The 24,955-nt window shown below is 68.1% G+C and carries 23 protein-coding genes; 7 read left to right on the forward strand and 16 right to left on the reverse strand.

Annotated features, from left to right (window positions below; all coding sequences use genetic code 11):
• Nucleotides 1-70: 70 nt before the first annotated feature.
• Nucleotides 71-517, forward strand: coding sequence for a type II 3-dehydroquinate dehydratase (aroQ, locus tag FOC67_RS24725; protein ID WP_003084089.1), 447 nt, complete (start codon nucleotides 71-73; stop codon nucleotides 515-517).
• Nucleotides 514-1,368 carry a shikimate dehydrogenase gene (locus tag FOC67_RS24730; RefSeq protein WP_009315007.1) on the forward strand — a complete coding sequence of 285 codons (855 nt, stop codon included), beginning with the start codon at nucleotides 514-516 and terminating at the stop codon, nucleotides 1,366-1,368. The genes aroQ and FOC67_RS24730 overlap by 4 nt, the downstream gene beginning before the upstream one ends.
• A gap of 39 nt (nucleotides 1,369-1,407) precedes the next feature.
• On the opposite strand, the gene FOC67_RS24735 is transcribed toward FOC67_RS24730, so the two are convergent.
• Nucleotides 1,408-2,076 carry a TetR/AcrR family transcriptional regulator gene (locus tag FOC67_RS24735; protein ID WP_003101858.1) on the reverse strand — a complete coding sequence of 223 codons (669 nt, stop codon included), beginning with the start codon at nucleotides 2,074-2,076 and terminating at the stop codon, nucleotides 1,408-1,410.
• Nucleotides 2,077-2,168: 92 nt separating this feature from the next.
• Nucleotides 2,169-4,073 carry a 3-dehydroshikimate dehydratase QuiC gene (gene quiC / locus FOC67_RS24740; protein WP_009315006.1) on the reverse strand — a complete coding sequence of 635 codons (1,905 nt, stop codon included), beginning with the start codon at nucleotides 4,071-4,073 and terminating at the stop codon, nucleotides 2,169-2,171.
• Between the two features lie 546 nt (nucleotides 4,074-4,619).
• Between quiC and FOC67_RS24745 the strand changes: the two genes are divergently transcribed.
• The gene (locus FOC67_RS24745; protein WP_009315005.1) at nucleotides 4,620-5,945 is read left to right on the forward strand and encodes an MFS transporter; all 1,326 of its coding nucleotides are present in this window, start codon (nucleotides 4,620-4,622) and stop codon (nucleotides 5,943-5,945) included.
• Nucleotides 5,946-6,010: 65 nt separating this feature from the next.
• Nucleotides 6,011-7,276 carry an OprD family porin gene (locus FOC67_RS24750; protein WP_009315004.1) on the forward strand — a complete coding sequence of 422 codons (1,266 nt, stop codon included), beginning with the start codon at nucleotides 6,011-6,013 and terminating at the stop codon, nucleotides 7,274-7,276.
• Nucleotides 7,277-7,301: 25 nt separating this feature from the next.
• Here the strand turns inward: FOC67_RS24750 and FOC67_RS24755 are convergent, their stop codons facing one another.
• From FOC67_RS24755 to FOC67_RS24770, 4 genes are all read right to left on the reverse strand, one after another.
• The gene (locus FOC67_RS24755; RefSeq protein WP_003101866.1) at nucleotides 7,302-8,180 is read right to left on the reverse strand and encodes a DMT family transporter; all 879 of its coding nucleotides are present in this window, start codon (nucleotides 8,178-8,180) and stop codon (nucleotides 7,302-7,304) included.
• A 149-nt stretch (nucleotides 8,181-8,329) separates the two neighbouring features.
• Nucleotides 8,330-9,145, reverse strand: a complete 816-nt coding sequence (locus tag FOC67_RS24760; RefSeq protein ID WP_003084082.1) for a sugar phosphate isomerase/epimerase — start codon at nucleotides 9,143-9,145, stop codon at nucleotides 8,330-8,332.
• Nucleotides 9,146-9,167: 22 nt separating this feature from the next.
• On the reverse strand, nucleotides 9,168-10,211 hold the full coding sequence (locus FOC67_RS24765) for a Gfo/Idh/MocA family protein (protein WP_009315003.1): 1,044 nt from the start codon (nucleotides 10,209-10,211) through the stop codon (nucleotides 9,168-9,170).
• Between the two features lie 243 nt (nucleotides 10,212-10,454).
• On the reverse strand, nucleotides 10,455-11,234 hold the full coding sequence (locus tag FOC67_RS24770) for an IclR family transcriptional regulator (protein ID WP_003101874.1): 780 nt from the start codon (nucleotides 11,232-11,234) through the stop codon (nucleotides 10,455-10,457).
• 305 nt (nucleotides 11,235-11,539) lie between these two features.
• On the opposite strand from FOC67_RS24770, the gene FOC67_RS24775 reads away from it, so the two are divergent.
• Nucleotides 11,540-12,886 (forward strand): 4-hydroxybenzoate transporter PcaK, encoded by a 1,347-nt coding sequence (locus FOC67_RS24775; protein WP_003101875.1) that lies wholly within the window; start codon nucleotides 11,540-11,542, stop codon nucleotides 12,884-12,886.
• Between the two features lie 442 nt (nucleotides 12,887-13,328).
• Here FOC67_RS24775 and FOC67_RS24780 read toward each other — a convergent pair whose 3' ends face one another.
• The 10 genes from FOC67_RS24780 to FOC67_RS24825 form a co-directional block, all read right to left on the reverse strand.
• Nucleotides 13,329-14,162 (reverse strand): hypothetical protein, encoded by an 834-nt coding sequence (locus FOC67_RS24780; RefSeq protein WP_003137110.1) that lies wholly within the window; start codon nucleotides 14,160-14,162, stop codon nucleotides 13,329-13,331.
• A 190-nt stretch (nucleotides 14,163-14,352) separates the two neighbouring features.
• Entirely contained in the window at nucleotides 14,353-15,294 is a 942-nt protein-coding gene (locus FOC67_RS24785) for a LysR family transcriptional regulator (RefSeq protein ID WP_003084073.1), read from the reverse strand.
• Nucleotides 15,295-15,421: 127 nt separating this feature from the next.
• Nucleotides 15,422-15,823 carry a 4-carboxymuconolactone decarboxylase gene (gene pcaC, locus FOC67_RS24790; protein WP_003084072.1) on the reverse strand — a complete coding sequence of 134 codons (402 nt, stop codon included), beginning with the start codon at nucleotides 15,821-15,823 and terminating at the stop codon, nucleotides 15,422-15,424.
• 10 nt (nucleotides 15,824-15,833) lie between these two features.
• Nucleotides 15,834-16,625: a 3-oxoadipate enol-lactonase gene (gene pcaD / locus FOC67_RS24795; protein WP_009315002.1), complete on the reverse strand. Its 792-nt coding sequence runs from the start codon at nucleotides 16,623-16,625 to the stop codon at nucleotides 15,834-15,836.
• Between the two features lie 14 nt (nucleotides 16,626-16,639).
• Nucleotides 16,640-18,019 (reverse strand): 3-carboxy-cis,cis-muconate cycloisomerase, encoded by a 1,380-nt coding sequence (locus FOC67_RS24800; protein ID WP_003110232.1) that lies wholly within the window; start codon nucleotides 18,017-18,019, stop codon nucleotides 16,640-16,642.
• 22 nt (nucleotides 18,020-18,041) lie between these two features.
• A complete protein-coding gene (locus FOC67_RS24805; protein WP_009315001.1) occupies nucleotides 18,042-19,340 on the reverse strand; it encodes an MFS family transporter in 1,299 nt (432 codons plus the stop codon).
• Nucleotides 19,341-19,489: 149 nt separating this feature from the next.
• The gene (pcaF, locus tag FOC67_RS24810) at nucleotides 19,490-20,695 is read right to left on the reverse strand and encodes a 3-oxoadipyl-CoA thiolase (protein ID WP_003110233.1); all 1,206 of its coding nucleotides are present in this window, start codon (nucleotides 20,693-20,695) and stop codon (nucleotides 19,490-19,492) included.
• Nucleotides 20,692-21,474, reverse strand: coding sequence for a CoA-transferase subunit beta (locus FOC67_RS24815; RefSeq protein WP_003084062.1), 783 nt, complete (start codon nucleotides 21,472-21,474; stop codon nucleotides 20,692-20,694). Before FOC67_RS24815 ends, pcaF begins: the two co-directional genes overlap by 4 nt.
• Nucleotides 21,471-22,322 (reverse strand): CoA transferase subunit A, encoded by an 852-nt coding sequence (locus FOC67_RS24820; protein ID WP_003084060.1) that lies wholly within the window; start codon nucleotides 22,320-22,322, stop codon nucleotides 21,471-21,473. Before FOC67_RS24820 ends, FOC67_RS24815 begins: the two co-directional genes overlap by 4 nt.
• A gap of 150 nt (nucleotides 22,323-22,472) precedes the next feature.
• Nucleotides 22,473-23,012, reverse strand: a complete 540-nt coding sequence (locus FOC67_RS24825; protein ID WP_003084057.1) for a helix-turn-helix domain-containing protein — start codon at nucleotides 23,010-23,012, stop codon at nucleotides 22,473-22,475.
• Nucleotides 23,013-23,166: 154 nt separating this feature from the next.
• On the opposite strand from FOC67_RS24825, the gene FOC67_RS24830 reads away from it, so the two are divergent.
• The gene (locus FOC67_RS24830) at nucleotides 23,167-23,949 is read left to right on the forward strand and encodes an aldolase (RefSeq protein ID WP_003084054.1); all 783 of its coding nucleotides are present in this window, start codon (nucleotides 23,167-23,169) and stop codon (nucleotides 23,947-23,949) included.
• Between the two features lie 59 nt (nucleotides 23,950-24,008).
• The gene (locus tag FOC67_RS24835; protein ID WP_003110235.1) at nucleotides 24,009-24,890 is read left to right on the forward strand and encodes a dihydrodipicolinate synthase family protein; all 882 of its coding nucleotides are present in this window, start codon (nucleotides 24,009-24,011) and stop codon (nucleotides 24,888-24,890) included.
• The last annotated feature ends 65 nt before the right edge of the window (nucleotides 24,891-24,955 follow it).

The raw sequence follows: 24,955 nt of genomic DNA on the forward strand, positions 1-24,955 counted from the left end.
CGGTTTACAAAAGTAACCGTTCGGTACATTTTCCCGGCATCGATGACATCATTGCTGTGGAGGCTGCGCCATGACGCGCACGGTATTGGTCCTGAACGGCCCCAACCTGAATCTGCTCGGCACCCGCGAGCCGCAGACCTACGGCCGGCGGACCCTGGGCGAAATCGCCGCCGAATGCGCGGCCTTCGCCGAAACGCGCGGCTTCGCCGTGGACTTCCGCCAGACCAACCAGGAAGGCCAACTGCTCGACTGGATCCACCAGGCCCGCGGCCGGGTCGCCGGCATCGTCATCAACCCCGCCGCCTGGACCCACACCTCGGTGGCGCTGCGCGACGCCCTGGCCGCGGTGGAACTGCCGGTGGTCGAAGTGCACCTGTCCAACGTCCACCAGCGCGAAGCGTTCCGCCACCACTCCTACGTCTCGCCGGTGGCGCTGGGGGTGATCTGCGGATTCGGCAGCCTCGGCTACCGCCTGGCCCTGGAACATTTCGCCGAGCGTTTCGAGGCGGCCGCATGAGCGCGCCGCGATCGGTTCTCGCCGGCCTGATCGGTGCCGGCATCCAGGCGTCACGGACCCCGGCCCTGCACGAGCACGAAGGCGACGCCCAGGGCATCCGCTATCTGTACCGGCTGATCGATCTCGACCTGCTGGGCAAGTCGGCGGACGACCTGGAGTTCCTGCTCGCCGCCGCCAGCGACCTCGGCTTCACCGGGCTGAACGTCACCTTCCCCTGCAAGCAGGCGATCATCCCCCTGCTCGACGAACTCTCCGCCGAGGCGCGCGGCATCGGCGCGGTGAACACCGTGGTGCTGCGCGATGGCCGGCGCATCGGCCACAACACCGACTGCCTGGGCTTCGCCGAGGGCTTTCGGCGCGGCCTGGCCGACGCGCCGCGCCAGCGCGTGGTGCAGATGGGCGCGGGCGGCGCCGGCGCGGCAGTGGCCCATGCCCTGCTCGCCGAGGGCGTCGAGCGGCTGGTCCTGTTCGACGTCGACCCGGCGCGGGCCCAGGCCCTCGCGGACAACCTCAACCAGCACTTCGGCGCGCCACGAGCGCTCGCCGGCAGCGACCTGGCCGGCGCCCTGGGCGACGCCCAGGGATTGGTCAACACCACCCCGGTGGGCATGGCCAAGCTGCCCGGCATGCCGGTGCCGGCGGAACTGTTGCGCGCCGACCTGTGGGTCGCCGAGGTGATCTACTTTCCGCTGGAAACCGAGCTGCTGCGCCAGGCCCGCGCCCTCGGCTGCCGCACACTGGACGGCGGCACCATGGCGGTGTTCCAGGCGGTGAAGGCATTCGAACTGTTCAGCGGAGTAGAGGCTGACGCCGCGCGCATGCAGGCGCACTTCGCCAGCCTGGGCGACTGAATGGCCCCCCTCTCCCGCCAAGGGGAGAGGGGACGGCAGTCAAGCACGGATGTAGCGCAATACCGCCTCGCCGATCATCCGCCGATGCCGCTGGCGAACCTCGGCGTCGTGCAGGTCGGTGCGGAAGATCCGCGACACGGTGTAGCGATTGGACACCCGGTAGAAGCAGAACGAACTGATCAGCATGTGCACGTCGAGCGCCTCCAGCCCGGCGCGGAACACCCCTTCCGCTTCGCCGCGGCGGAGAATCTCGGCGATGCTCTGGACGATCGAGCTGTTGACGCTCTGCACCAGCTCGCTGCTGGCGATGTGCTCGCCCTTGTGGATGTTCTCGATGCTGATGATGCGCACGAAATCCACGTGCCGGTCGTGGTAGTCGAAGCTGAACTCCACCAGCTTCTCCATCGCCTTGGCCGGCGGCAGCGCGCCCAGCCGCAGGGTGCCCTCGATACCGCGGATGTCGCTGTAGAGCTTCTCCAGCACGGCCTGGTAAAGCTGCTCCTTGCTGCCGAAGTAGTAATAGATCATCCGCTTCGAGGTATGCGTGCGCTCGGCGATGGCGTCGACCCGCGCACCCGAGAGGCCCTGGGCGACGAACTCGTCGATGGCGGCGCGGAGGATGTCCTGGCGGGTCTTCTCGGGATTGTTCTTGCGTCCCTTGCCGCGCGGAGCGGATTCCTCCACGACGGCGGGATCAGGCTTGGACATCGGTGACTCACTCGTGGCCGGCGGGAATTGCGGCCGATTATGCGGGGCCCGCCCGGCTGTAGGAAGAGCACCTGCCGGAGCCCCGACAATTCTCACAGCTTGGCCCGGCGCACACCCCGCCGCGCTTGCGCCATCGCCGCCAGGCGCACCGGCACGTTGGCCGCGCCGTAGCCGGCGTAGCCGTGGCGGCGCTGGAGGATCTCGAAGAAGAAGCGCTCCTCGAACGGCTCGGTGAACACATGGAACAGCTCGCCGCCCTGGGCGTCGCGGTCGTAGAGGACGTTGTAGTAGGCCAGTTCGCTGAGGAACTCGTCGTCGAAGTCGAAGCGCGCGGCGAGGTCGTCGTAATAGTTCAGCGGGATTTCCAGCAGTGCGACCCCGGCCTCCTTGGCCTGGGCCACGGCGGCGAAGATGTCGGCGCAATCGAAGGCGATGTGGTGCACGCCGGAACCGCGATAGCTGGACAGCGAACGGGCGATGGCGGTGTTGCGGTCCTCGGAAATGTTCAGCGGCAGGCGCACGCTGCCGCAGGGGCTACGCACGGCACGGCTGGTGACCAGGCCATAGGGGTCGGGCAGCACCACTTCGTCATCGGCGCCGAAGTCGAACAGGCTCTTGTAGAACAGCACCCAGCTGTCCAGGCCTTCGGCGGGCAGCGCCAGGGCCACGTGGTCGACGCGTCGCAGGCCGAGGCCGGAGGTGTCGGCGTCGTTCGTCACGAAGTCGCTGTCGTAGATGCTGCGGCCCTCGGTGTGCCGCTCGACCAGATACAGCAGGCTGCCGTCGAGGGCGCGCACCGCCGGGATTTCCCGCTCGTTGGGGCCGAGCAGTCCGCGGTACGGCTGGCCTCCGTACGCACGAGCGCGCCCCAGCGCCTGGCCGGCGTCACGCACGCGCAGCGCGGTGGCGCACAAGGACGGTCCGTGGGCCTCGAAGAAACCGTGGGCGAAGGAATAGGGCTCGGCGTTCAGTACCAGGTTGATGTCGCCCTGGCGCAACAGGCTGACATTCTTCGAACGGTGCTCGCCGGCCCTGGCGAAGCCCAGTCGCTGCAACCACTGGCCAAGGCGCGCGCCGAGCGTCTCGTCGACGGCGAACTCGAGGAACTCGATGCCGTCGCAGAGGCTCGCCGGCGGCGGCGCGAACAGCTCGTCCACCGCCACGTGCGGCGTCTGGCGTTGCAGGCGCTCGCGGGTCTTCTCCTCGAGGTAGAGCAGCGAGCGCAGGCCGTCGACGGCGTTGGCGCGGGTCGGCGCGGCGCGGAAGCCGTCGTTGAAGACCTCCAGCGACAGCGGACCGCGATAGCCGGACGCGACGACCGGCGCGAGGAAGCCTGCCAGGTCGAAGCCGCCCTGTCCCGGGAAGCAGCGGAAGTGCCGGCTCCATTCCAGCACGTCCATTGCCAGCAAGGGCGCGTCGGCCATCTGCACGAAGAAGATCTTTTCCCCCGGAAGATCGGCGATGCCGCGCGGATCGCCGTCCAGCGAAAGGGTATGGAAGCTGTCGAGGATCAGCCCGAGATTAGCCTGGTCGGCCCGCCGCACCAGGTCCCAGGCCTGCTCCCAGGTGTTCACCTGGCGCCCCCAGGCCAGCGCCTCGTAGCCGATGCGCAGGCCGCGGACGGCGGCGCGCTCGGCCAGCAGCCGGAGGTCATCGGCCAGCAGCGCCGGTTCGCCGAGGGCATCGGCAGCGACGTTGCTGCACACCAGCACTAGGTCGGTGCCGAGTTCCTGCATCAGGTCGAACTTGCGTTCGGCGCGCTCCAGGTTTCGCCCCAGGCGTTCCCGGCGGCAGCCCTCGAAGTCGCGGAACGGCTGGAACAGCAGGATCTCCAGGCCCAGGTCGGCACACAGCCGGCGTACGTCGCGCGGGCTGCCGTCGTAATGAAGCAGGTCGTTCTCGAAGATTTCCACCCCGTCGAAACCGGCGGCGGCGATGGCCTCGAGCTTTTCCGGCAGGGTGCCGCTCAGGGATACGGTGGCGATCGAACGCTGCATGCTTCGACTCCTCAATGCGCCCTACGGCGCCTGGCGCCGCGCGAGGGCCGGCGGCGGAACGGCGGAGGCGCGGATAGCCCGCGCGGGATGCGCCGGGAAGCCACTTCGGGTCGCTGAGACCGCTCGCCCGGCAAGCCGATTATTGGTTTGCGCCAACTGACGGGCAACGCAAAATGTACGAACTGGTTAGTATTCCGTTCGAATATCGAACGAAAGCACGATTATCGAATTGACGCTTTTTCGACCAATCGCGCACCATCGCAGCCACCCGTGCAGGCCGTCCCGATCTGCCGGAAGCGCTCCGCGCTTCTTCCCCGGGCACCTGCGCAACCCACGCGACATAACAATTTCAAGAATCGGGTACCCGCTCATGTCCATCGCCGACCTCTCCGTCCGCCCTCCATCCCGTCCGCTCGCCGCTCGCCCGGCCCGACCGCCCCTGGCCCGCTGACACCGGCGCGGCCCCTGGCCCGCCTGCGTGCAACCCAGAACGACAAATCCAGGCCGGGCGCCCAGGCGCCGGCCGCCGAAAGGATGGCCCCGTCAATGATCCACTCTTCCAGCTCTCGACTGCTCGCCGCCGACGCCCCGCGGGAATCCCGCGGCGGCAGGATCCGCAACGCCTTCGCCGTCGGCCGGACGCGCTGGGGCATGCTCGCCCTGGTGTTCTTCGCCACCACCTTGAACTACATCGATCGCGCCGCCCTCGGCGTGATGCAGCCGATCCTGGCCGAGAAGATGAGCTGGACGGCGATGGACTACGCCAACATCAACTTCTGGTTCCAGGTCGGCTACGCCATCGGCTTCATCCTCCAGGGCCGCTTCATCGACAAGATCGGGGTCAAGCGCGCGTTCTTCCTCGCCGTGCTGCTCTGGAGCCTGGCCACCGGCGCCCACGGCCTGGCGACCTCGGCGGCGGGCTTCATGGTCTGTCGCTTCATCCTCGGCCTGACCGAGGCGGCCAACTACCCGGCCTGCGTGAAGACCACCCGCCTGTGGTTCCCCGCCGGGGAACGGGCGGTGGCCACCGGCATCTTCAACGCCGGCACCAATGTCGGCGCGATGGTCACCCCGGCCCTGTTGCCGCTGATCCTCGGCGTCTGGGGCTGGCAGGCGGCGTTCCTCTGCATGTCGGCGCTGGGCCTGGTCTGGCTGGTGTTCTGGTGGCGCAACTACTACAACCCCGAGGAGCATCCGCGGGTGAAGCAGAGCGAGCTGGAATACATCCAGCAGCAGGAGGAGCCGCCCGCCACCCGCGTGCCCTTCTCGCAGATTCTCCGCCGCCGCGGCACCTGGGCCTTCGCCCTGGCCTACTCGATCACCGCGCCGGTGTTCTGGTTCTACCTCTACTGGCTGCCGCCGTTCCTCAACCAGCAGTACGGCCTGGGCATCAGCGTGACGCAGATGGGCATCCCGCTAATCCTGATCTGGTTGACCGCCGACTTCGGCAGCGTCGGCGGCGGCATCCTTTCGTCCTGGCTGATCGGCCGCGGCATGCCGGCGATCCGCGCGCGCCTGCTGTCGATGCTGCTGTTCGCCTGCACCATCGTCGGCGTGGTGTTCGCCGCCAACGCCAGCGGCCTGTGGATCGCCGTGCTGGCCATCGCCCTGGCGGTCGGCGCGCACCAGGCGTGGACGGCGAACATCTGGAGCCTGGTGATGGACTACACGCCCAAGCACCTGATGAGCACGGTGTTCGGCTTCGGCGGCATGTGCGCAGCGCTGGGCGGGATGTTCATGACCCAGATCGTCGGCGGCGTACTGACCGCGACGAACAACAACTACGCGGTGCTCTTCACCATGATCCCGGCGATGTACTTCATCGCCCTGACCTGGCTGTACTTCATGGCCCCGCGCCGGATCGAAGCCTGAGTCCAAGCGCCCGGCGCTCGCCGGGCGCCTCCCTGCCTAGAGAACAAGAACGAAGGGACACTCCCATGTCGCACCCGAGCCACGTCCGCGCGCTCTGCGCTTCCCTCTGCCTGGGCGCCGGCCTGCCAGTCCATGCCGGGCACGTCCATGCCGGGCAAGGTTTCCTCGAAGATGCCAAGGCCAGCCTCACCGCGCGCAATTTCCACCTGCACCGCAACTTCGTCGGCGATGCCAGCCAGGGCAAGGCCGAGGAGTGGACGCAGAGCTTCATCCTCGACGCCCGCTCCGGCTTCACCCAGGGCAGCGTCGGCTTCGGCCTCGATGTCCTCGGTCTCTACAGCCTGAAGCTGGATGGCGGCAAGGGAACGGCCGGCACCCAACTGCTGCCAACCCACGACGACGGCCGCCCGGCCGACGACTTCGGACGCCTGGCGGTGGCCGGCAAGCTGCGCGTGTCGAACAGCGAACTGAAGATCGGCGAATGGATGCCGGTGCTGCCGATCCTCCGCTCCGACGATGGCCGCTCGCTGCCGCAGACCTTCCGCGGCGGCCAGCTCAGCGCCAACCAGATCGCCGGCCTGACCCTCTACGCCGGCCAGTTCCGCGGCAACAGCCCGCGCAACGACGCAAGCATGCAGGACATGTCGCTGTTCGGCCGGCCAGCCGCCACTTCCGACCGCTTCGATTTCGCCGGCGGCGAATATCGCTTCAATGGCGAACGCAGCCTGCTCGGCCTGTGGAACGCCGAGCTGAAGGACATCTACCGCCAACAGTACCTGCAACTGCAACACAGCCAGCCGCTCGGCGACTGGCTGCTGGGCGCCAACCTCGGCGGCTTCCGTGGCCGCGACGCTGGCAGCGCGCGCGCCGGCAAGCTCGATAACCGCACCGTTTCCGCGCTGTTCTCCGCGCGCTACGGGCTGCATACCCTCTATCTCGGCCTGCAGAAGGTCAGTGGCGACGATGGCTGGATGCGGGTCAACGGCACCAGCGGCGGAACCCTGGCCAACGACAGCTACAACGCCAGCTACGACAATCCCGGCGAGCGCTCCTGGCAACTGCGCTACGACTTCGACTTCGTTGGCCTCGGCCTACCCGGCCTGACCTTCATGACCCGCTACCTGCATGGCGACCATGTGCGCCTGGCCGGAGTCACCGACGACGGCAGCGAATGGGGACGCGAGAGCGAGCTGGGCTACACGCTGCAGAGCGGCGCCTTCAAGCGTCTCAACGTCCGCTGGCGCAACTCCAGCCAGCGCCGCGACTGGGGCAGCAATACCCGCTTCGACGAGAACCGGCTGATCGTCAGCTATCCGCTGAGCCTGTTGTGAAGCCTACGCGCCGACCCCGTTGCGTTCAGCGGCCACGGCGCCAGGCGACCACCAGGCCGCTGGCGCAGATGACGAGGATGCCGAGCAGCGCCCAGGCGTCCGGCACGTGGCCGAACACCAGCAGGCCGAGCAGGCCGGCGAAGATGATCTGGCCATAGCTGAACGGCGCCAGGGTCGCCGGCGGCGCATGGCGGAAGGCCTGGGTCAGCAGCAGGTGGCCGCCCATGCCGCAACCGCCCAGGGCGATCATCATCAGGCCGTGGAGAAGACTTGGGGTCTGCCAGAAGAACGGCACCAGCAGGCTCATGATGAGCGTATTGAAGATGCCGGCGAGGAAGTTGCTGGTGGTCGGGCTGTCGCTGTTGGCGAGCATCCGCGTGAGCAGTTGGTAGAGCCCGAAGCACAGCGCCGAGCCGAGCGGGAACAACGCCGCCGGGGTGAACAGCGCGCCACCGGGACGCACGATGAAGAGCACGCCGATGAAGCCGGTGAGCACCGCCAGCCATTGGCCGAGGCTGACCTTCTCCTTCAGCAGCGGCACGGATAACGCGGTCACCAGCAGCGGTGCCAGGAAGTTCACCGCGGTCGCCTCGGCCAAGGGCAGGTAGCGCAGGCCGGTGGTGAAGAACAGGCTGGTGCCGATCAGGCACAGCGCCCGCGCCAACTGCATGAGCGGACGGCGGCTGCGGATCACCGCGAGGCCGTTGCGCGGCACGAACACGGCGACCATCAACAGGGTGTGCACCAGGTAGCGGGCCCAGACCACCATGACGATCGGGTAGAAACCGGAAAGGAACTTGGACAACCCGTCGTGGCTGGCGAACAGGAACACCGCGGCACAGATCAGCAGGATGCCGCGCAGGGTCTGGTCGCTGGCGGGCAGCGGGGAGGTGGATGCGTTCATCGGAGGGTCCGGGCACCAGGGCAAATCGATAGCAGGCTATTTATTCTGACGGTACCCGCCATCGAGGAAAGAAACGATCGGCTTCAACGTTTGGAAACTATAGAACCCCGTTCCATTATGCAAACGGGCAACCTGCCTGCGCGGTGGCGCTACAGGCGGGCGAGCAGCGCCCGGGTCCGCTCGATCGCCAGCCGCGCCCGCTCCGCGCCATCCACGCCGCGCGCGAGCAGATCCAGCGCGGGCACCTCCAGGCTCAGCGGCAGGTTCTCCGGCAAGGCGCGCAGCAGCGCCAGCAGATCGAGCCCGCCATCGCCAGGGAAGCGCCGTTCCTCGCGGGCCTGGCGAAGGATTTCGTCCATCGACGTCGGACGCGGCCCGACGACATCGCAGAGTTGCGCGTAGCCCAGGCGCGCAGGCGGGATCGCCCGCAGGTCTTCCAGGCTGCTGGCCGAGCGGTCGAAATGGAAGGCGTCCAGCAACAGGCCGGCGTTATCCCGCGCCGCCGCCTCGACCACCCGCGCGGCCTGCCGCAGGTCGCGGATCCCGGTCCAGGGCATGAACTCCAGGTGCGGGTCGAGGCCGAGCGGCCGCGCCAGGTCGCACAACGCGGCGAAATTGTCCGCGCTGCGCCGTTCGTCGTCATCGTTGCCGGCCACCAGCACATAGCGCGCGCCGAACTCGGCGCCGACCTCCAGCACCGCGGCGAACTCGCCGACGCGGGTGTCCGGACGCAGGCGCAGGATCTCCACGTCCAGCGTGCGCACTCCGCTGTCGCGCAGCCGCGCCAGGGTCCGCCGGCGCAGGCCGGCATCGGCCAGCAGCGGATAGTGGTGCTCTTCCACGGTGGCCGGCACCAGGCGCAGGCCGACATGACTGTAGCCGGCGCGGGCGGCAGCCTCGACCATGTCCGGGGGCGACAGCTCGAGCACGGTGAGCGCCGCCAGGGAAAGAATCCTCGATTCCATGCACTACCTCATCGTCAGCGGTTCAGAAACTGGCCGGCGCGCAGGCCCGGCCACTGCGCGCGGCCTCGCGAACCGCCTCGACCAGCGCCAGGGTGCGAGCGGCGTCGGTGGCATCCATCAATGGCGCTTCCTCGCCCCGCGCGACCCGGACGAAGTGCTCTAGCTGGCGTTGCAGGGGATCGCCTGTCGCCACGGCCTCCTCGCTGGCCGCCAGCGGGTCGTGCCAGCCCTGCCGGGCCTCGGCGTAGCGCCAGCGGCGGAGCTGGGGAAGGCTCAGGGCACCCTCGGTGCCGGCCAGCAGGTAGCAGGGTTGCTCGGCCTGGCGCGGATAGACCGGGTTCTCCCCGGCTGCCAGCTCCCAGCTCCAGGGCGCCGCCGCAGCGTCGCAACCGGTCAGGCTGCCCAGGGCGCCATTGGCGAAGCGCAGGAGCAGCGCGACGTTGTCTTCGTTGGGCAGGCCACGGATAGCGTTGCCGGCCAGCGCCTGCACCTCCCGCACTTCCCCGCACAGGTGGCGGAGCAGGTCGAGGTCATGGATCAGGTTGGTCAGCAACATTCCCGCGCCGGGCTCGCGACGCCAGGCCACCTCGAAATAACTGTCGGGCTTCTTCAACTGCCAGAGCGCGGTGACCGACAGCAACCGACCGAGCGCGCCCTCGGCGATCAATTGGCGCGCCCGCACGACCAGCGGATTGTGCCGACGATGGTGACCGACCAGCAGCGGAACGCCAGATCGCCGGGCGACGGCCACCAGCTCGCTCACTTCGTCGAGCTGCACGCCGACCGGTTTTTCCAGCAGCAGCGACACCCCGGCGGCGAGGCAGTCGAGGGCGGTGGCGACATGCAGGTTGTTCGGATTGGCGACGATCGCCGCTTGCGGCCGGGCTTCTTCCAGCAACCTCCGATGATCGCCGAACCAGGGCACGCCGGCGTCCGCGGCGAACGCCTGGCCCTGGGGATCGGCCACCGCACACAGGCGCGCGCCGGCGATTCGCTGCAAGCGATGGTAATGCTGGCGGCCCATGTTGCCGGCGCCGATGAGGGCGATGCGAAGCGGTGCGTCCAAGGCGGTCCCCAATCGTTGTTTTCTTGTTCGTCTCAGGATTCCAGAACGTCGTTCCAGATTTAACGAAGGAGATTATTTGAACGAGGAGTTGGCCCCGCGCAAGAGCGCTTCGAGACGGCAGCGCCGCCAGGACCTCCATGGAAGTGCGGAAAGGCCCGCTGCATGCGGGCTCCGTGGCAGGCAAGAAAGCGTTCGCTATTCGAACGCCGATGTCGGGAAAGGACTGGGGCCGGGCCGGATGGCTCAGCGGAACAGCTCGGACGCCTGGCTGGCGTGGGACAGGTCCTGCGCCGCGGCCAGGAGCAGGGGCGCCAGTTCGTGCATGCGCGCCTCGCCGAAGCGTGCGCTCGGCCCGGCCACGCTGAGCACGCCGAGAGCCCGTCCGTCCTCGGGGTGGCGCACCAGTGCGGCCATTGCCGCCATGCCCGGCGCCGAGCATTCGATCTGCCAGGCATAGCCGTGCTCGCGGGCGCGCTTCAGGTAACGCAGCAGCTCGCTCCTGGAGCGCGGCGCGTTGGGACCGAAGTCCCGCGCCGCCCCTACGCCCTGGCGCTCCACCAGCGCCAGCGCCGCCTTGTCGCTCAGGCTGGCCAGCCAGGCGTGCCCGGACGCGGTGTAGAACAGCGGCGCCTCGCGCCCCATGTCGGGGTCGTAGCGTAGCCCGGAGGTGGCGCCCTGGGACTTGGCGATCCAGGTCTGGCGATCGCCTTCGATCACCCCCAGGCGCACCAGTTCGCCGGTCTCCCGGGCGAGCCCGTCGAGCACCGGCTGGACCAGGTCGACCACCCCGCTGGACGCGAGGAAGCGGAAGCCCAGCGCGGCCAGGCGGGTGCTGAGGCGGTAGCGGCTGGTGTCGTCGTCCTGGCGCACGTAGCCGAGCCGGATCAGCTCGGCGAGCATGCGGTGCGCGGCGCTCTTGGGGATATCCAGGCGGTCCGCCAGTTGTTGCAGGGGCAGGCCGCGGGCATCGCTGGCGAGGAGTTCGAGCAAGCCGAGGGCGCGTTCGATGAGGCTACCGGCCATGGAAGGACGTTCCTGAGTCGAGGGAAGGCAGGATTCTAGAATCTGGTTCCGGATTTTCACAGCCTGGCGAAGGTCGAGATTTCACAGGGTTCCGTTCGATCAGCGAACCGATAAACGATTATCGGATTGCCACTCCCCATGGCCCTCCGTAATGTGTCTGCACCCCGGCAGGCCGAGCGCCTCCGCTACAAAAACAACAGGGGAATCCCGACATGCCGCAGCACACCTTGCCTTCCGCCGCCTGCACCTGAGCCACGCGTCCGACCCTCGTCCCACGCCCTCACTCTCGCCGCGGAACCCGTCCCATGAACAGCCCCAGCCTGCCCGCCGTCGAACGACTCGACGTGCAAGCCTTCATCAATGCCCAGCCGCTTTCGCCGTACCAATGGCGGATCGTCCTGCTGTGCTTCCTGATCGTCTTCCTCGATGGCCTCGACACCGCCGCGATGGGCTTCATCGCGCCGGCGCTGACCCAGGACTGGGGCATCGACCGCGCCAGCCTCGGTCCGGTAATGAGCGCCGCGCTGATCGGCATGGTCTTCGGCGCCCTCGGTTCCGGACCGCTGGCCGACCGCTACGGACGCAAGCTGGTATTGGTCGCGGCGGTCTTCCTCTTCGGCCTGTTCAGCCTGGCCTCGGCCTACAGCACCAACGTCGAGCAACTGCTGGCGCTGCGCTTCCTCACCGGCCTCGGCCTCGGCGCGGCGATGCCCAACGCCACCACCCTGCTTTCCGAATACACCCCCGAGCGCCTCAAGTCGCTGCTGGTGACCAGCATGTTCTGTGGCTTCAACCTGGGCATGGCCTGCGGCGGATTCGTCTCGGCGAAGCTGATCCCGCTGTTCGGCTGGCACAGCCTGCTGCTGCTCGGCGGCCTGCTACCGCTGGTCCTGGCGGTAGTCCTGCTGTTCCGCCTGCCGGAATCGGCGCGCTACCTGGTGGTCCGCAACCGCGGCAGCGAGCGGGTACGCCAGGTGCTGGCCCCCATCGCCCCGGCGCAGGTGGCGCTGGCACGGAGTTTCCACGTCCCCGAGCAGCAGACGGTGCAGGCCCGCAACGTGTTCGCGGTGATCTTTTCCGGTACCTACAGCGCCGGCACCCTGCTGCTCTGGCTGACCTACTTCATGGGCCTGGTGATCGTCTACCTGCTCACCAGCTGGCTGCCGACCCTGATGCGCGATAGCGGGGCGAGCCTGGAGCAGGCGGCGTTCATCGGCGCGCTGTTCCAGTTCGGCGGGGTGCTCAGCGCCGTAGCGGTGGGCTGGGCGATGGATCGCTTCAACCCGCACAAGGTGATCGGCCTGTTCTACCTGCTGGCGGGGGTGTTCGCCTGGTGCGTCGGCCAGAGCCTCGGCCAGGTCACCCTGCTGGCGACCCTGGTGCTGCTGGCCGGCATGTGCATCAACGGCGCGCAGTCGGCGATGCCGTCGCTGGCGGCGCGCTTCTATCCGACCCAGGGGCGGGCCACGGGGGTCTCCTGGATGCTCGGTATCGGCCGCTTCGGCGCCATCCTCGGCGCCTGGATCGGGGCCACCCTGCTGGGCCTTGGCTGGAACTTCGAACAGGTGCTGACCGCCCTGGTGCTGCCGGCTGCACTGGCCACCGCCGCGGTGCTGCTGAAGGGGTTGGTCAGTCACGCGGATGCGGGGTGAAACTGCCCCATCGCGTAGGACGCATAACCGCTCGCGGTTATCCGCCGCCGGGCTTCGGTGTATCGGCGGATAACGCCGGTGGCGTTATCCGCCCCACCCCAGGGGTCGGCATCGCGTAGGGCGCATAACCGCTTGCGGTTATCCGCCGTCCGGTTTCGGTGTATCGGCGGATAACGCCGGTGGCGTTATTCGCCCCACCCCAGGGCTGCGACATCGCGTAGGGCGCATAACCGCTTGCGGTTATCCGCCGCCGGGCTTCGGTGTATCGGCGGATAACGCCGGTGGCGTTATTCGCCCTACCCCAGGGGTGGGCATCGCGTAGGGCGCATAACCGCTCGCGGTTATCCGCCGCCGGGCTTCGGTGTATCGGCGGATAACGCCGGTGGCGTTATCCGCCCCACCCCAGGGTTGGCGGCATCGCGTAGGGCGGCGGCGCATCGCCTCAGAAGGTGAATTCCATGTTCAACGTCGGCGTCGAGGTTCGGCTGCCGGTGCCGCCGTCGACGCCGAACTTGTTGTGCCAATACTCGTAGCCGACGCCGAGCCACAGGTTCGGCTGGCGCTTGTCGCCTGGCAGGGCGGCGACCATCAGGGCGGTGCGGACCAGGGTTTCCGCCGCGGTGTCCTTGTCGTTGTAGTCCTCGCCCTTCTCTCCCACGTAGTTGACGAAGCCCTGGAACTTCGCCGCACGGTTGCCGACCTTGAACGGCCGCATCCAGGTCAGGTTGAGCATGTAGGTGGTGTCGAAGGTGTGGTCGGGATGGCGCGCGCCGGGCACGCCGAAGTGGTTCTTCTCGCGGTAGTAGAGCAGGCTCAGGTCGAGCACGCCGGGACCGTTGAACTTGAGGGTCGGGCCGAACACCAGGGCGCGCTTCTTGGCCGAAGCCAGGTTGTTGTTGCGGCTGGCGTCGAAGCCCAGGGTGAAGGCGTAGTCCTTGACCAGGCCGGTGCCCAGCGGCCGGTCGAACACCCGCGAGGCGTAGAGCTGGTGGCGGTAGACCGCATAGACCTCGCTGCCACCGTGGTCGGTGCCCTTGCGCGGGTCGCGGCTGTCGGAAAGGAACACATCGAGATTGAAGAAATTGCTGCCGTAGCGATAGCCGTCGGCGTGGGTGAAGCTGTAGATGCGCTTGGCGAACTTGTCCGGGTTGTTCGGGTTGGTGAATTGCTGGCCGTAGCGGAAACCGACGCTGTTGCTCATCCATTCCAGCGCCATGCTCTCCCCGGCGCCGACGAGCGCGATCAGGGCGGCGGCGCCCTGCATCATCTTCTTCATGCTGTGTGTCCTGCTGGTTGCTTGTTGTTCTTGTGGCGACTCAGCCCCCGGTTTCGCGCCGGGGTCGCGGGGCAGTATCGGCACTTCGCCGCGCTGACCAAAGAACAGAATATCGAACATACCGATGCCGAAACGGCATCAGTGAACGAGCAAGCTCGGGCAAGCCGTCTGGCATCGGCGCGAGCGCCGCTCAGGCCTCGTTCAGGCGCGCTTCCTCGCGCTCGCGCAGGCGCACTTCCTCGGCGATCTGCCGGGCCAGGGCGTCCACCGCCACCGGCAGGTAGCGGCCGGTGCGCACGTAGAGGCCGAGGTCGCTGTGGATGCCGCCATTGTCTTTCAGCGGCAGGAAGCGCAGCTCGCCCTGGGCGATGTCGGCCTCGATCCCCAGGCGGGTCTGGAAGGCGACGCCGAGCCCGCGCCGCGCCAGTTGTCGCGACAGCTCCAGGGAGCTGCTCTCCAGCACCGCCCGGCGCGGTTCGCGCAAACGGCGCTGGAGCGGCGCCAGCAGGTGATGGATGGACAGCTCGCTCTTGGCCATGATCAGGCCATGTTCGACGCAATCGGCGAAGGCGATGGCCTGGTGTCGCGCCAACGGGTGCTGCGGGGAGACGATGGCACCGAGGCGGAAATGGCCGACGCTGACCTGTTGCAGGTCGGCGCTGCGCGGCAGGGCGAAGGCCAGGCCGAGGTCGACCGCGCCGCTGCTCACCGCCTCGGGTATCGCCTGGGAACCGAGCAGGGTGACGCCGACGGTGATGTCCGGGTAGCGTTCGCGCATCGCCTTGAGCACGCAGGGCAGCAGGTCGCTGGTCACCGCCTCGATGGTGGCGATCTCCACATGGCCGGTGCGCAGGCCTTGCAGCGCGTCCAGTTCGGAACGCACGCGCTCCATGTCCTGCAGGACCACGGTGACGTGGCGCGCGAAGATCTCCCCGGCTCCGGTCAGGCGCAGGCCCCCGGGCAGGCGGTCGAACAGCGGCGCGCCGATCTCGTCCTCCAGCTTGAGGATCTGCCGGTTCACCGCCGACGAGGCGACGTTCAGGCGTCGCGCGGCTTCGCGGATCGAATGGCAGCGGCGCACCATGTCGAAGTAGTGGATCGCGGGCGCGTGGATATGCAGCTTGCGGCTCATGGCGGACCGAAGGGATGACGGAGCTGTCGACCTTCCGGGAAACGCCGGCGAATGGCAAGGGGAAGCGCCGCCTCGGCGGATAACGCCTGCGACGCCATTCGCCCTACCGATAGCCCCGCCCGGCGGCCTACCGGGACGCCTGCTGCGACTCCACGCCAAGCTCGTCCCACACCGATTCGGCCAGGTGGAAGGTCGCGTTGGCCGCGGGAATGCCGCAGTAGATGGCGCTCTGCATGATCACTTCCTTGATCTCGTCGCGGCTCACCCCGTTGTTCTTCGCCGCGCGCAGATGCAGCTTGAGTTCCTCGTTGCGGTTCATGCCGATCAGCATGGCGATGGTGACCAGGCTGCGGGTGTGTCGCGGCAGCCCCGGACGGGTCCAGATGTCGCCCCAGGCGTGGCGGGTGATCATCTCCTGGAACTCTTCGTTGAACGGCGTCAGGTTGGCCAGGCTGCGCTCGACGTGGGCGTCGCCGAGCACCGCGCGGCGCACTTGCATGCCGGCTTCGTAGCGTTGTTTCTCGTCCATCGGCGGTTCCTCAGGCGGACAGCAGGAAATCGACCAGGCGGCGGCTGAAGGCATCGCCCGCTTCGACGTTGGACAGGTGCGCGGCGGTGAACTCGACCAACTGCGCGTCGGCGATGCGCGCCTGCATGAAGCGGGCGTTGTCCGGAGTGGTCACGGCATCGTGGCTGCCGGCGACGATCAGCGTCGGCGCCTGGACCAGCCCGAGCTGCTCACGGAAATCAGCGTCGCGTACCGCAGCGCAGTTGGCCGCGTAGCCCTGCGGCGAGGTGGCCGCGAGCATCGCGACGATGCGCTCGACCTGCGCCGGCTCGCGCTCGGCGAAGCCCGCGGTGAACCAGCGCGCCACCGAGGCGTCGCGCAGGTCGCGCATGGCCTGCTCGCCGCCTTTCAGGACGGTATCGATGCGGGTGTTCCAGACCTCGTCGCTGGCGATCTTCGCCGCAGTGTTGCACAGCACCAGCCGGCCGAGCCGCTCGCCGGCGTGGATGCCCAGCCACTGACCGATCAGGCCGCCCATGGACAGCCCGCAGAAATGCACGCGCGGCAGGTCGAGGGCATCGAGCAGGGCAAGCACGTCGGCGCCGAGCTGGCCGATGGCGTACGGTCCGGGGGTGACCAGCGAGGCGCCGTGGCCGCGGGTGTCGTAGCGCAGCACGCGGAAGTGGGCGGTGAGTGCGGGGATCTGCGTGTCCCACATGCCCAGGTCGGTGCCCAGCGAGTTTGACAACAGCAGGACCGGCGCGCCGGCCGGTCCTTCCAGGGAGTAGTTCAGGTCGCCGTCGGCGAGGCGTACGGTTGGCACGAAGGGATCTCCAGTCAGGCGGGATGGGGTTCGAAGCCCAGGGCATGGTGTTCGGCGAGCGCGCGCTCGACCCAGGCGCGGGCCTGGCCGAGGTAATGGGCGGGATCGAGCAGGCGGTCCAGTTCGTCGCCGGACAACTCGGCGCTCACCCGCGCCTCTTCGCCGAGCACCGCGCGCAACTCGCGGCGCTGCTCGACGGCGCGGCGGCAGCACTGTTCCACCAGGTGGTGCGCGGCTTCGCGGCCGATACGACGGGCCAGGGCGATGCTCACCGCCTCGGCGAGCACCAGGCCGTGGGTCAGGCCAAGGTTGCGGCGCATCCGCTGGGCGTCCACCTCCAGGCCTTCGAGCAGGCCGATCGCCTGTTGCAGCGCGCCGGAAACCAGGCAACAGAGTTCCGGCAGGGTTTCCCACTCGGCGTGCCAGAGACCGAGGCTGCGCTCGTGTTCCTGCGGCATCGCCGCGAACAGGGTCGAGACCAGCCCCGGCGCACGGGTGGCGGCGGCGATCAGCACCGCGCTGCTCACCGGGTTGCGCTTGTGCGGCATGGTCGAGGAACCGCCGCGCCCGGCGCCGGCCGGCTCGAAGACCTCGCCGGCCTCGGTCTGCATCAGCAGGCTGACATCGCGACCGAACTTGCCGAGGCTACCGGCCACCAGGCCGAGCACGCTGGCGAACTCCACCAGGCGGTCACGCTGGGTGTGCCAGGGTTGTTCGGGCAAAGCCAGGCCCAGCTCCTCGGCCAGCGCCGCGGCCACCGGCAGGGCCTGTTCGCCGAGCGCGGCGAGCGTCCCCGAGGCGCCGCCGAATTGCAGCACCAGCAGGCGCGGGCGCAACTCGCGCAGGCGCTGGCGGTGCCGGGTCAAGGCACCGAGCAGGCCGGCGAACTTCATGCCCAGGGTCACCGGGGTGGCGTGCTGCAACCAGGTGCGCCCGGCCAGCGGCGTGTCGGCATGCCGTTCGGCCTGGTCCGCCAGGACCTCGGCAAGACGTTGCAGATCCTGCTCGAGCAAGGCCAGCGCACGGCGCAGTTGCAGCACCAGGCCGCTGTCCATGGCGTCCTGGCTGGTGGCGCCGAGATGCACGTAGCGCTCGGCCTCGGCGTCGCCGGCCGCCACCTGGCGGCCCAGCGCCTTGACCAGCGGGATCGCCGAGTTGCCGGCAGTGGCGACCGCCTCGGCCAGCGCCAGCGGGTCGTACAGTTCGGCGCGGCAGGCCGCCTCGATCGGCGCCACCGCCGTCGCGGGAACCACCCCGGTGCGCGCCTCGGCGCGAGCCAGGGCGGCCTCGAAGTCGAGCATGCCTTGCAGGCGGCCGCGGTCGGAGAACACCGCGCGCATCGGCGCCGCCGTGAAATAGGCATCGAACAACTGGTTGGCGGGTACGTCGCTCATCGGTTTTCCTTTTCCCGGCCCGTCAGGGCTCGTCGTTCAGGTAGCTGACCTTGCGCAGGTCCGGCAGGCTCACGCAGACCAGCAGCGCCAGCAGGCACATGGCTGAAACATACCAGTAGAAGACGTTCTCCATCCCTACCGACTTCAGCCCCAGGGCGACGTACTCGGCCGAGCCGCCGAAGATCGCGTTGCCCACCGCGTAGGACACTCCGACGCCGAGGGCGCGCACCTCCGGCGGGAACATCTCGGCCTTGATCAGGCCGCTGATGGAGGTGTACAGGCTGACGATGGCCAGCGCCAGGATGATCAGGAAGAAGGCCATGTAGGGACTGCTCACGGTCTTCAGCGCGAGCAGGATCGGCAAGGTGCAGAGTGTGCCCAGGGTGCCGAACCAGAGCATCGAGGTCTTACGCCCGATGCGATCGGAAAGCATGCCGAACAGCGGTTGCATCAGCATGTACGCGAACAGGGCGAAGGTCATCACCGCGCTGGCGGTCTTGGCGCTCATCCCGGCGGTGTTGACCAGGTACTTCTGCATGTAGGTGGTGAAGGTGTAGAAGATCAGCGAGCCGCCGGCGGTGAAACCGAGCACGGTGAAGAAGGCCCGCTTGTGCTTGAACAGCTCGGCGAAGGTGCCGGATTCCTTGCGCTTCAGGGTCGACTTCGAAGCGGTCTCGTTCAGCGAGCGCCGCAGCCAGAGGGCGATCACCGCGGTGATCGCGCCGATCACGAAGGGAATCCGCCAGCCCCAGGCACGCAGTTCGTCTTCGCTCAGCAACTGCTGCAGGATCACCACCACCAGCACCGCCAGCAACTGTCCGCCGATCAGGGTGACGTACTGGAACGAGGCGAAGAAGCCGCGCTGGCCCTTGAGCGCCACCTCGCTCATGTAGGTCGCGCTGGTGCCGTACTCGCCGCCCACCGACAGGCCCTGGAACATCCGCGCCAGCAACAGCAGCGCCGGCGCCAGGGTGCCGATGCTGGCGTAGGTGGGCATGCAGGCGATCGCCAGGGAGCCGGCGCACATCATCACCACCGAGATCAGCATGGCGGTCTTGCGCCCGTGCTTGTCGGCGATGCGGCCGAACATCCAGCCGCCGATGGGGCGCATGAGGAAGCCGGCGGCGAAGACCCCGGCGGTGTTCAGCAACTGCACCGTGGGGTTGTCGGAGGGGAAGAAGGCCGGTGCGAAGTAGATCGCGCAGAAGGCGTAGACGTAGAAGTCGAACCATTCCACGAGGTTGCCGGAGGAGGCGCCGACGATGGCGAAGATGCGCTTGCGGCGTTCTTCGTTGCTGTACTGGTGAACAGGGGCAGTCATGCTGTTGTTCTCTCGACAGGGTCCGTTTCATCCTGACCGTGCGACGGAGCGTCCTGTTCCGCTGCACACGCGCCGCGCCGCCGCCGAACCATGGGCAGCGCCGCGCGACGCGCGCTCTTGATACCGGGCGGGCGACCCGGTTGTGCCAGTCAGACCCGCTCGATGGCCAGCGCCAGGCCTTGGCCGACACCCACGCACATGGTCGCCAGGCCGCGCCGGCCGCCGCTCTTCTCAAGTTGATGGAGCGCGGTGAGGACCAGCCGCGCACCGCTCATCCCCAGCGGGTGGCCGAGGGCGATGGCACCGCCGTTCGGGTTGACCTTCTCGCTGTCGTCGGCCACGCCCAGTTCGCGCAGGCAGGCCAGGCCCTGGCTGGCGAAGGCTTCGTTGAGTTCGATCACGTCGAAGGCGTCGATCGCCAGGTCCAGGCGCCGCAGCAGCTTGCGCACCGCCGGCACCGGGCCGATGCCCATGATCCGTGGGGCGACGCCGGCGCTGGCCATGCCCAGCACCCGCGCGCGCGGAGTCAGGCCGTGCTTCTCCACTGCCTCGGCGGAGGCCAGGACCAGCGCGGCGGCGCCGTCGTTGACCCCGGACGCGTTGCCGGCGGTGACGGTCTTCTCCGGCCCGTTGACCGGCTTGAGCCGGGCCAGCGCCTCCAGGGTGGTGTCAGGACGCGGATGCTCGTCGTACTCGACCAGGGTGTCGCCCTTGCGTCCGCGAATCGTCACCGGGACGATTTCCTCGGCGAAGAAACCGGCCGCCTGCGCCCTGCCGGCGCGCTGCTGGCTGCGCAGGGCGAAGGCATCCTGGTCGGCACGCGACACGCGATAGTCGTCGGCGACGTTGTCGGCGGTCTGCGGCATCGGGTCGATGCCGTACTGCTCCTTCATCAGCGGGTTGACGAAGCGCCAGCCGATGGTGGTGTCCTCGATCTTCTGGCCGCGCCCGAAGGCGCTATCGGCCTTGCCCATCACGTACGGCGCGCGCGACATCGATTCGACGCCGCCGGCGATGGCCAGCTCCATCTCGCCGCAGGCGATGGCGCGGAACGCCGTGCCGATGGCGTCCATCCCCGAGGCGCAGAGGCGGTTGAGGGTGACGCCGGGCACGCTCTCCGGCAAACCGGCCAGCAGCAGCGCCATGCGCGCCACGTTACGGTTGTCCTCGCCGGCCTGGTTGGCGCAGCCGAGAAACACCTCGTCCAGCGCCGACCAGTCGACCCCCGGGTTGCGCTCGACCAGGGCCTTCAGCGGCACCGCCGCGAGGTCGTCGGCGCGCACCGCGGAAAGACTGCCGCCGAAACGGCCGATCGGCGTGCGCACGGCATCGCAGATGAATACCTCGCGGCTCATTCGTCGCTCCCCTTCTGTCCATGGGCGGCCGCGGTGCGCGCCTCGAGGTCGCGCAGCGCGGCGAGTTCGACCTCGCTCGGCGCGGGCGTCTCGGCGACCCGCTCGGCGAAGCGGATCGCCCAGCCGGTGGCCTCGACCACCTGCTCGCGGGTCACGCCCGGATGCAGCGAAGTGACCACGAACTCGTTGCTGCCGGCTTCCGGCTCCATGATGCACAGGTCGGTGATGATCGCCACCGGCCCCTTGCCCGGCAGGCCCAGGCGCTGGCGCGAGTCGCCACCCTCGCCATGGCCGACCGAGGTGACGAAGGCCAGCTTGTCGACGAAGGTGCGGTGCGACTGCTTGAGGATGATCAGCACTTCCTTGGCGCTGCCGGCGATTTCCGGCGCGCCGCCGGCTCCCGGCAGGCGCACCTTGGGCTGGCGGTAGTCGCCGATCACGGTGGTGTTGATGTTGCCGAAGCGATCGACCTGGGCCGCGCCGAGGAAGCCGACGTCGATCCGTCCGCCCTGCAGCCAGTAGCGGAAGATCTCGCCGGTGGGGACCACGGTATCGGCGGTCTCGGCCAACTCGCCGTCGCCGATGGACAGTGGCAGGACGCTGGGCTTGGCGCCGATCGGCCCGGACTCGTAGATCAGCACGACGTCCGGCGAGGAAGTCAGGCGCGCCAGGTTGGCGGCCTTCGACGGCAGGCCGATGCCGACGAAGCACACCGCGCCGTTGTGCAGGCGGCGGGCGGCGGCCACGGTCATCATCTCGTTGGTGCTGTAGCTGCTCATCGCTTGCCCTCCGCGAGCTTGGCCTGGAAGGCGCCGAAATCCTCGGTCCCCCGGATGTATTCGTCGATCCACGCGGTAAAGCTTTCGCGGTCGCGGGCGATCGGGTCCCAGTCCTGGTAGAAGCGGTTGTCGCGCTCGTAGTAGCCGTGGGCATAGGACGGATGCGCGCCGCCGGGCACCAGGCACACGGCGCTGAGCGCCCAGCTCGGCAGGACGCAGGCGTTCATCGGGGCGTCCAGTTCGTCGACGATCTCCTCGACGGTGACGATGCAGCGCTTCGCCGCCAGGGCCGCTTCCTTCTGCACGCCGAGGATGCCCCAGAGCAGCACGTTGCCCTTGCGGTCGGCCTTCTGCGCGTGGATCACGCTGACGTCCGGGCGCACCGAGGGCACCGCCGCCAGCACTTCGCCGGTGAACGGGCAGGTGACGCTGCGGATCAGCGGGTTGACCTTCGGCAGGTCGGAGCCGGCGTAGGCGCGCAGCACCGCGAAGGGCAGCCCGGAGGCGCCGGCGACATAGGCGTTGGCGAGGTCGGCGTGGCTGTGTTCCTCGATCTCCAGCGGTTGCGGCCAGCCCTTCTCCACCGCGTCGCGCAGGCGGTGCAGCGAACCGACACCGGGGTTGCCGCCCCAGGAGAACACCAGCTTCTTCGCGCAGCCTGCACCGATCAGCAGGTCGTAGACCAGGTCGGGAGTCATGCGGATCAGCGTCAGGTCTTTCCTGCCCTGGCGGATCAGCTCGTGGCCGGCGGCCGTCGGGATCAGGTGAGTGAAGCCTTCGAGGGCGACGCTGTCGCCATCGTGGACGAAGCGTCGCACCGCTTCGCGCAGGGAGAGGATTTCAGCCATCGGTCGGGTCTCGTCTTGTTGTGCGCTGCCTGGACGGCACGTGACGAGAACCTTACGCCGGGGTCCGAGGGCTCACAATCCGATAATCGATTAACAGTTCGATAATCGAACAGAACGTTAGCAAGCATCCGATCGACCGAAGCCGTCGCCTCATTCGTCGCTGTGGATCACCACCAGCAATTCCGCCTGGGTCTCCCCCAGGGAGCGGATGCGGTGCGGCTTCTGTGCGTTGAAATGCAGGGCGTCGCCGCGCTCGAGGATGATCCGCTGGTTCATGAAGTCGACCTCGACCTGACCCTCATGGACGAAGATGAACTCTTCACCGAGGTGCTCCTTGAACGTCGAGTGACTGAAATCGCGCGGCGGGTGGACGATGAACGGCAACAACGCACGGGCGCCGATCTGCTGCGCGAGGGAGGCGTAGGCCGGGCCGTCGTCGCCGCTGGACAGCGACTTGCGCTGGTCGCGACGAACGATGCTGTAGCCGTCGACACCGTCGCTTTCCTCGGAGAACAGCTCCTCCACCTGCACGTTCAACGCCTTCGCCAGCTTCAGCGCGGCGGCAATGGACGGCGTGTTCAGCCCGCGCTCGACCTTGGACAGGTAGCTCTTGGTCAGGCCGGTCTTGTCGGCCAGGGTCTCCAGCGTGACCCCGAGTTTTTTTCTCAGCAATTTCAAGCGCATGGACATTGAGGACAGCCTTCTCCCGATGGCGATGAAACTTTTCTCTTGCTAATGACACTTTGTGTCATATAACTTGATCCGTGTCATTTACAGCCGGGTCGTTGCGTGGCGCGCAACTGCCTGGCGTTTCCCCCGACTCGCTCCGTCAAAGGAACCTCGCATGGCTACGACACTGGAATTACCCAAGGATCAACTGATCCAGCACGCGCTGAAGCAGATGAAAAGCAGCCTCGGCGATAATACGTGGACTGACCGGCAAAAGCTGGCCCTGACCTGCCGGATTCTCTTCGAGGCCGGCCACGACTCCGGGCTCGCCGGGCAGATCACCTCGCGCGGCCCGGAGGCGGGGACCTACTACACCCAGCAACTGGGCCTGGGCTTCGACGAGATCAGCGCCGGCAACCTGCTGCTGGTCGACGAAGACCTCAACGTCCTCCACGGGCACGGCATGGCGAATCCGGCCAATCGCTTCCACAGCTGGGTCTACCGCGCCCGCCCGGACGTCAATTGCATCATCCATACCCACCCGCTGCACATCGCCGCGCTGTCGACCCTGGAAGTACCGCTGCAGGTCTCGCACATGGACCTTTGCCCGCTATACGACGACTGCGCCTTCCTCAAGGACTGGCCGGGCGTGCCGGTAGGCAACGAGGAAGGCGAGATCATCTCCGCCGCCCTCGGCGACAAGCGCGCCATCCTGCTCTCCCACCACGGCCTGCTGGCCACCGGTGCGAGCATCGAGGAGGCCTGCGTGATCGCGGTGCTGCTCGAGCGCGCGGCGAAGATGCAGTTGCTGGCGATGGCCGCCGGGGAGATCAAGCCGATCCCGCCGGCCCTGGCGCGCGAGGCCCACGACTGGATCTCCACCCCGAAGCGCCACGGCGCCGCATTCAACTACTACGCCCGGCGCTGCCTGCCGCGCAACAGCGACTGCCTGAGCTGAACGACCTTTCCCACCAGGTCCGTCCTGGCATTTCCCACTCAATGTCACGGGTACATCCAATGTCCGCATCCATCCACGGCATCATCGGCTACACCATCACCCCCTTCGCCGCCGACGGCGGTCTCGACCTGCCGGCCCTCGGCCGCTCCATCGAGCGCCTGATCGACGGCGGCGTGCACGCCATCGCCCCGCTCGGCAGCACCGGCGAAGGCGCCTACCTGAGCGACCCGGAATGGGACGAGGTGGTCGACTTCACCCTGAAGACCGTCGCCCATCGCGTGCCGACCATCGTCAGCGTCTCCGACCTGACCACCGCCAAGACCGTGCGCCGCGCGCAGTTCGCCGAATCCCTCGGCGCCGAGGCGGTGATGGTCCTGCCGATCTCCTACTGGAAGCTCAACGAGGCGGAAGTGTTCCAGCACTACCGCGCGGTGGGCGAAGCCATCGGCGTGCCGGTGATGCTCTACAACAACCCGGGCACCAGCGGCATCGACATGTCGGTGGAACTGATCCTGCGCATCGTCCGCGAAGTGGACAACGTGACCATGGTCAAGGAGAGCACCGGCGACATCCAGCGCATGCACAAGCTGCGCCTGCTCGGCGAAGGCCGGGTGCCCTTCTACAACGGCTGCAACCCGCTGGCGCTGGAGGCCTTCGTGGCCGGCGCGAAAGGCTGGTGCAGCGCCGCGCCGAACCTGATCCCGACGCTCAACGGCCAGCTCTACCAGGCGGTGCTCGACGGCGACCTGGAGAAGGCCCGCACGCTGTTCTACCGACAGTTGCCGCTGCTCGACTTCATCCTCCGCCGGGGCCTGCCGACCACCATCAAGGCCGGCCTGGGCCTCTCCGGCCTGGAGGTGGGGGCGCCGCGCCTTCCGGTGCAGGCGCTGGATACCGAGGGCTGTCGGTATCTGCAGGGGTTGTTGGAAGAGCTGCGCTGATCACCCCGTCAGCGCTTTGACCCGACGGGCCCGGACGACTTGGGGCCCGTCGTTTTTTTTGCCGA

Source organism: Pseudomonas sp. FDAARGOS_761 (genome assembly GCF_013343155.1).
GTDB lineage: Bacteria > Pseudomonadota > Gammaproteobacteria > Pseudomonadales > Pseudomonadaceae > Pseudomonas > Pseudomonas aeruginosa.